The organism is Devosia sp., assembly GCF_041917035.1.
Classification (GTDB): Bacteria; Pseudomonadota; Alphaproteobacteria; order Rhizobiales; family Devosiaceae; genus Devosia_A.
Genome location: NZ_JAYRYM010000071.1, coordinates 1 through 4,578 on the forward strand (window position 1 = coordinate 1; position 4,578 = coordinate 4,578).

Below are 4,578 nucleotides of genomic sequence, written 5' to 3' on the forward strand. Positions count from 1 at the left end.
AGCTGTTCTTCGATGCCGGCACCACGCAGATGCGGGCCGAGCTGCTGTCGCGCGCCATCGACGCCGGCAAGCACGTCTACTGCGAGAAGCCGGTTTCCGACGATCTCGACTCCGCCATCGCCCTCGCGCGGAAGGCGAAGGCCGCCGGAATCAAGCACGGCGTGGTGCAGGACAAGCTGTTCCTGCCGGGGCTGCTCAAGCTGAGGCTGCTTCGCGATTCCGGCTTCTTCGGCCGCATCCTGTCGGTGCGCGGCGAGTTCGGCTACTGGGTGTTCGAGGGGGATTGGGGCCAGCCGGCGCAGCGCCCGTCGTGGAACTACCGCAAGGCGGATGGTGGCGGCATCATCCTCGATATGCTGTGCCACTGGCGCTACGTGCTGGACAACCTGTTCGGCGAGGTGAAGGCCGTCAGCTGCCTCGGAGCCACGCACATCCCCAGCCGCGTCGACGAGAAGGGACAACCCTACACCGCCGACGCCGACGACGCGGCCTATGCCACCTTCCAGCTGGAGGGCGGCATTGTCGCCCATATCAATTCGAGCTGGGACGTGCGTGTCCGCCGCGACGACCTCGTGACGTTCCAGGTGGATGGCACGCACGGCTCGGCCGTCGCGGGGCTGCACAGGTGCTTCACCCAGCACCGCGTCAACACGCCCAAGCCGGTGTGGAACCCCGACCAGCCGCAGGTCATCAACTTCTTCGACAACTGGGAGGAAGTGCCCAGCAACGTGCCGGCAGACAACGGCTTCAAGGCGCAGTGGGAGATGTTCCTGCGCCACGTCGCCGACGACGCGCCCTGGCCCTACGGCCTCGAGCAGGGGGCCAAGGGCGTGCAGCTCGCCATGCTGGGGTTGCAGTCGTGGAAGGAACGCCGCTGGCTCGATGTCCCGGCGCTGGGAATATGAGATGAGACACGGCACGTGTGGGTCCACCCCACCCAGCTTCGCTAGGCGGCAGGGCCGCCAAGCTTCGCTACCCTCCCCATCAAGGGGAGGGAGAGGCGAGAACCGAAGCCCGCAGTCGGGTCTCCCTCCCCCTTGTGGGGAGGGTAGCGCAGCTTGCACGCGTCTGCGTGCTAGCGGAGCTAGGGTGGGGGTTGCAGCGCGCGCTGGAGGCATTTCAGATGCCTGAACTCCTCCTCCCCAACCCGGATCGTTCCCTCACCGCCTACCGCCTGACCGGCACCCCAATACCTTTTGAAAGGCACTCTTCCAGCGACTTCCCCCGCATCGCCTATGCCGCCGCCCATGTCGTCGCCGACCCGCTCGCGAGCCACGATCCCTGGCTCACTCCCGCGATCGACTGGGACACGACACTGCGCTTCCGCCACCGGCTCTGGGATCTCGGGCTTGGCGTCGCCGAAGCCATGGACACGGCGCAACGCGGCATGGGCCTCACCTGGAGCGAGGCGCAGGAGTTGATCCGGCGCTCGCAGGTCGAGGCGCGCGGCCGTGCAAACGCCCTCATCGCCTACGGCGCCGGCACCGACCACCTGGCGCCCGGCCCGAGCGTCACCATCGACGAGGTGATCGCCGCCTATGAGGAGCAGGTCGGCTTCGTCGAAGGGCAGGGCGGCCGCGTGATCCTGATGGCCTCGCGCGCCCTCGTCGTCGCGGCGCGGTCGCCGGATGACTATGCCCGCGTCTATGGCCGCATCCTCTCCCAGGTCCGTCGACCGGTGATCCTGCACTGGCTGGGCGAGATGTTCGATCCGGCGCTTGCCGGTTACTGGGGGCATGCCGACCACGACCTGGCGATGGAGGTCTGCCTCGACGTCATCGCCGCCAATGCCGGCAAGGTCGACGGCATCAAGATCTCGCTGCTGTCCAAGCACAAGGAGATCGCCATGCGCCGCCGCCTGCCCCCGGGGGTGAGGATGTATACCGGCGACGACTTCGACTATGCCGAGCTGATCGTCGGCGATTCCGAGGGCCATTCCGACGCGCTGCTCGGCATTTTCGACGCCATCGCGCCCGCCGCCTCGGCGGCGCTCGCCGCGCTCGGCCGCGGCAGTCAGAACGAGTTCTTCGAACTGCTCGAGCCCACCGTGCCGCTCAGCCGCCACATCTTTTCGGCGCCCACCCGCTTCTACAAGACCGGCGTGGTCTTCCTCGCCTATCTCAATGGCCTGCAGGAGCACTTCGCCATGGTCGGTGGCCAGCAATCCACCCGCTCGCTGCAGCACCTCGCCGAACTGTTCCGGTTGGCGGACAAGGCGCGAGTGCTGGCCGATCCGGGGCTGGCGGTGGATCGGATGAAGCGGGTACTGGCGGTGAACGGGGTGGTGTGAGGTGAGAATACCCCTCATCCGCCCTTCGGGCACCTTCTCCCTCAAGGGGAGAAGGCAAGTTGGCGCGATCGCGCCCCACGCCTCCCCTCTCCCCTTGAGGGAGAGGGTGGATCGGCCGAAGGCCGAGACGGGTGAGGGGTGGAAGCTCTCCTATGCCTAGCCAGCTCTCCATGAACCTCGCCACGTTGCGCAACGGCTCGAGCTTCGCGCAGATGGTCGACGATTGCCTCCGCCATGGCATCACCGCCATCTCGCCCTGGCGCGACCAGGTCGCTGCCGTCGGCCTTGCCGAGGCGGCTAACATCGTCCGCTCCAACGGCCTGCGTGTCACCGGGCTCTGCCGCGGCGGCATGTTCCCCGCTGAGACGGCGGAGGGCCGGCAGCAGGCCATCGACGACAATCTCCGCGCCATCGAGGAGGCCGCGACGCTCGGCGCCGATTGCCTCGTCCTCGTCGTCGGCGGGCTGCCCGGCTCTTCGAAGGACATCGGCGGCGCCCGGCAGATGGTGGCTGACGGCATCGCCGCCATGCTGCCGGCCGCCCGCGCCACCGGCGTGCCGCTCGCCATCGAGCCGCTGCACCCGATGTATGCGGCCGACCGCGCCTGCGTGAACACGCTCGATCAGGCGCTCGACATTGCCGCCCAATTGGGTGAGGGCGTCGGCGTCGCCATCGACGTCTATCATGTCTGGTGGGACCCGAACCTCGCCGCCGCCATCGCCCGTGCCGGCCGCGACAAGCGGATTCTCGCCCACCATATCTGCGACTGGCTGGTCCCCACCACCGACATGCTGCTCGATCGTGGCATGATGGGCGACGGGGTCATCGATCTCAAGGCCATCCGCGCCATGATCGAGGCGGCCGGCTACCACGGCCCGCAGGAGGTCGAAATCTTCTCCCGCGACACCTGGTGGAAGCGCCCTGGCGACGAGGTGGTCGCCACCTGCGTGGAACGTTTGGCTGTAACCTTCTAGGTTGGCTCTTCGGCTCCTGGTGTACTCCCGGACTCGTCGCTGGCATCGGGGACGTCGACGAAGCTGTCTGCTGGCCGGTCCGGGTTTGCGGCATGCTTGGCGGCCTGCATCGCGGTGATACGCCGGATGATATGGGCGTATGCCAGCACCAGTGGGACATCGATCAGGTCCGACGCCAAATTGAGACTGGACGCGACGAGCATTTGATCTACGCCCTCGGCGTTAAGCGATATCCGCAGTGCGATCTGGCCGAGAATACTCCCAGCAATCCACATGAGCCACCACTGGCCAAGAACCGGCGGTAGTCCCTCCCGCGTGGGCCAGGCGCTACGGCGCCAGATCTCCTTCATGGAGTCATAGGGTTTCCAGAGGTTTGCGATCGGCACGAAGTACCACCCCACGGCCCACCCGGGCCGGTATTGTTGCGGCAACACCGACAGAACGGCCGCGTTCCGCGAGGCGCGGAACGTCCATATCAAAGATGCGAGTCCGGATGCCGCGTACAACGCCGCATAGGTATAGGCGAGGATCTGCTGCCGCGTGTCGCTGTCTTCAGCCTCCGCAGTGATGGTTTCGACGGAAACGAAATCACCGGATTGTATCCGAGACAGCAGCGTAATTTCAATTACAGTTGATCCCGCACTAATGACGCTCACCGCCAGCAAGGCGTAGAGCAGCCAGATCGCCAAATCCTTCGACAAATTGTTGTTAGTGTACATCACTCGCTATCCTTAAGTATAAAATGCTTCCAAGCATGGCGGTTGACGGCAGCGCGGGCAAGCAGCGGCGTCAGATAAGAAGGTGGGGAATCGTCACAAAGCAGGGCTTGCGCTGTGTCGCGCGCCCGCTAGTCTCCGCCGCAAAATCATCTGAGGAAACCTCATGCATATCCTGATCATCGGGGCGGCCGGCATGGTCGGCCGCAAGCTCACGTCCGCGCTGGTGAAGGCCGGCCGGATCGGTGACCGCGAGATCACCAAGCTCACCCTCGCCGATGTGGTGCTGCCGGAGGCCATCCCGTTCGGCGGCGAGGTCAAGACCAAAGTTGCCGATCTCTCCGTGCCGGGGGAGGCCGCCAGCATGGTCTCTCGCCGTCCCGACCTGATCTTCCATCTCGCCGCGATCGTGTCGGGAGAGGCCGAGGCCGATTTCGACAAGGGTTATCGCATCAACCTCGACGGCACGCGCTACCTGCTGGAGGCGATACGGCAGGAGGGCATGAAGTCGCCCTACAAGCCGCGCGTGGTGTTCACCTCGTCGATCGCGGTGTTCGGCGCGCCGTTCCCCGAAGCGATCGGCGACGAGTTCTTCAAT

Annotated in this window: 5 protein-coding genes; 4 read left to right on the plus strand and 1 reads right to left on the minus strand. The window is 65.9% G+C overall.

Annotated features, from left to right (window positions below; translation table 11 throughout):
• The 3 genes from ACE3TU_RS09600 to ACE3TU_RS09610 form a co-directional block, all read left to right on the plus strand.
• Positions 1-905 (plus strand): Gfo/Idh/MocA family protein (locus ACE3TU_RS09600; RefSeq protein WP_374623292.1); only part of this gene is annotated, 905 nt, incomplete at its 5' end.
• A 218-nt stretch (positions 906-1,123) separates the two neighbouring features.
• The gene (locus tag ACE3TU_RS09605; RefSeq protein WP_374623294.1) at positions 1,124-2,290 is read left to right on the plus strand and encodes a dihydrodipicolinate synthase family protein; all 1,167 of its coding nucleotides are present in this window, start codon (positions 1,124-1,126) and stop codon (positions 2,288-2,290) included.
• A gap of 152 nt (positions 2,291-2,442) precedes the next feature.
• Positions 2,443-3,264 (plus strand): sugar phosphate isomerase/epimerase family protein, encoded by an 822-nt coding sequence (locus ACE3TU_RS09610; protein ID WP_374623295.1) that lies wholly within the window; start codon positions 2,443-2,445, stop codon positions 3,262-3,264.
• Here the strand turns inward: ACE3TU_RS09610 and ACE3TU_RS09615 are convergent.
• On the minus strand, positions 3,261-3,983 hold the full coding sequence (locus tag ACE3TU_RS09615) for a DUF4328 domain-containing protein (RefSeq protein ID WP_374623296.1): 723 nt from the start codon (positions 3,981-3,983) through the stop codon (positions 3,261-3,263). The two genes, ACE3TU_RS09610 and ACE3TU_RS09615, sit on opposite strands and share 4 nt — an antisense overlap.
• 163 nt (positions 3,984-4,146) lie before the next feature.
• Between ACE3TU_RS09615 and ACE3TU_RS09620 the strand changes: the two genes are divergently transcribed.
• A partial coding sequence (locus ACE3TU_RS09620) for an NAD-dependent epimerase/dehydratase family protein (protein WP_374623299.1) occupies positions 4,147-4,578 on the plus strand: 432 nt, incomplete at its 3' end.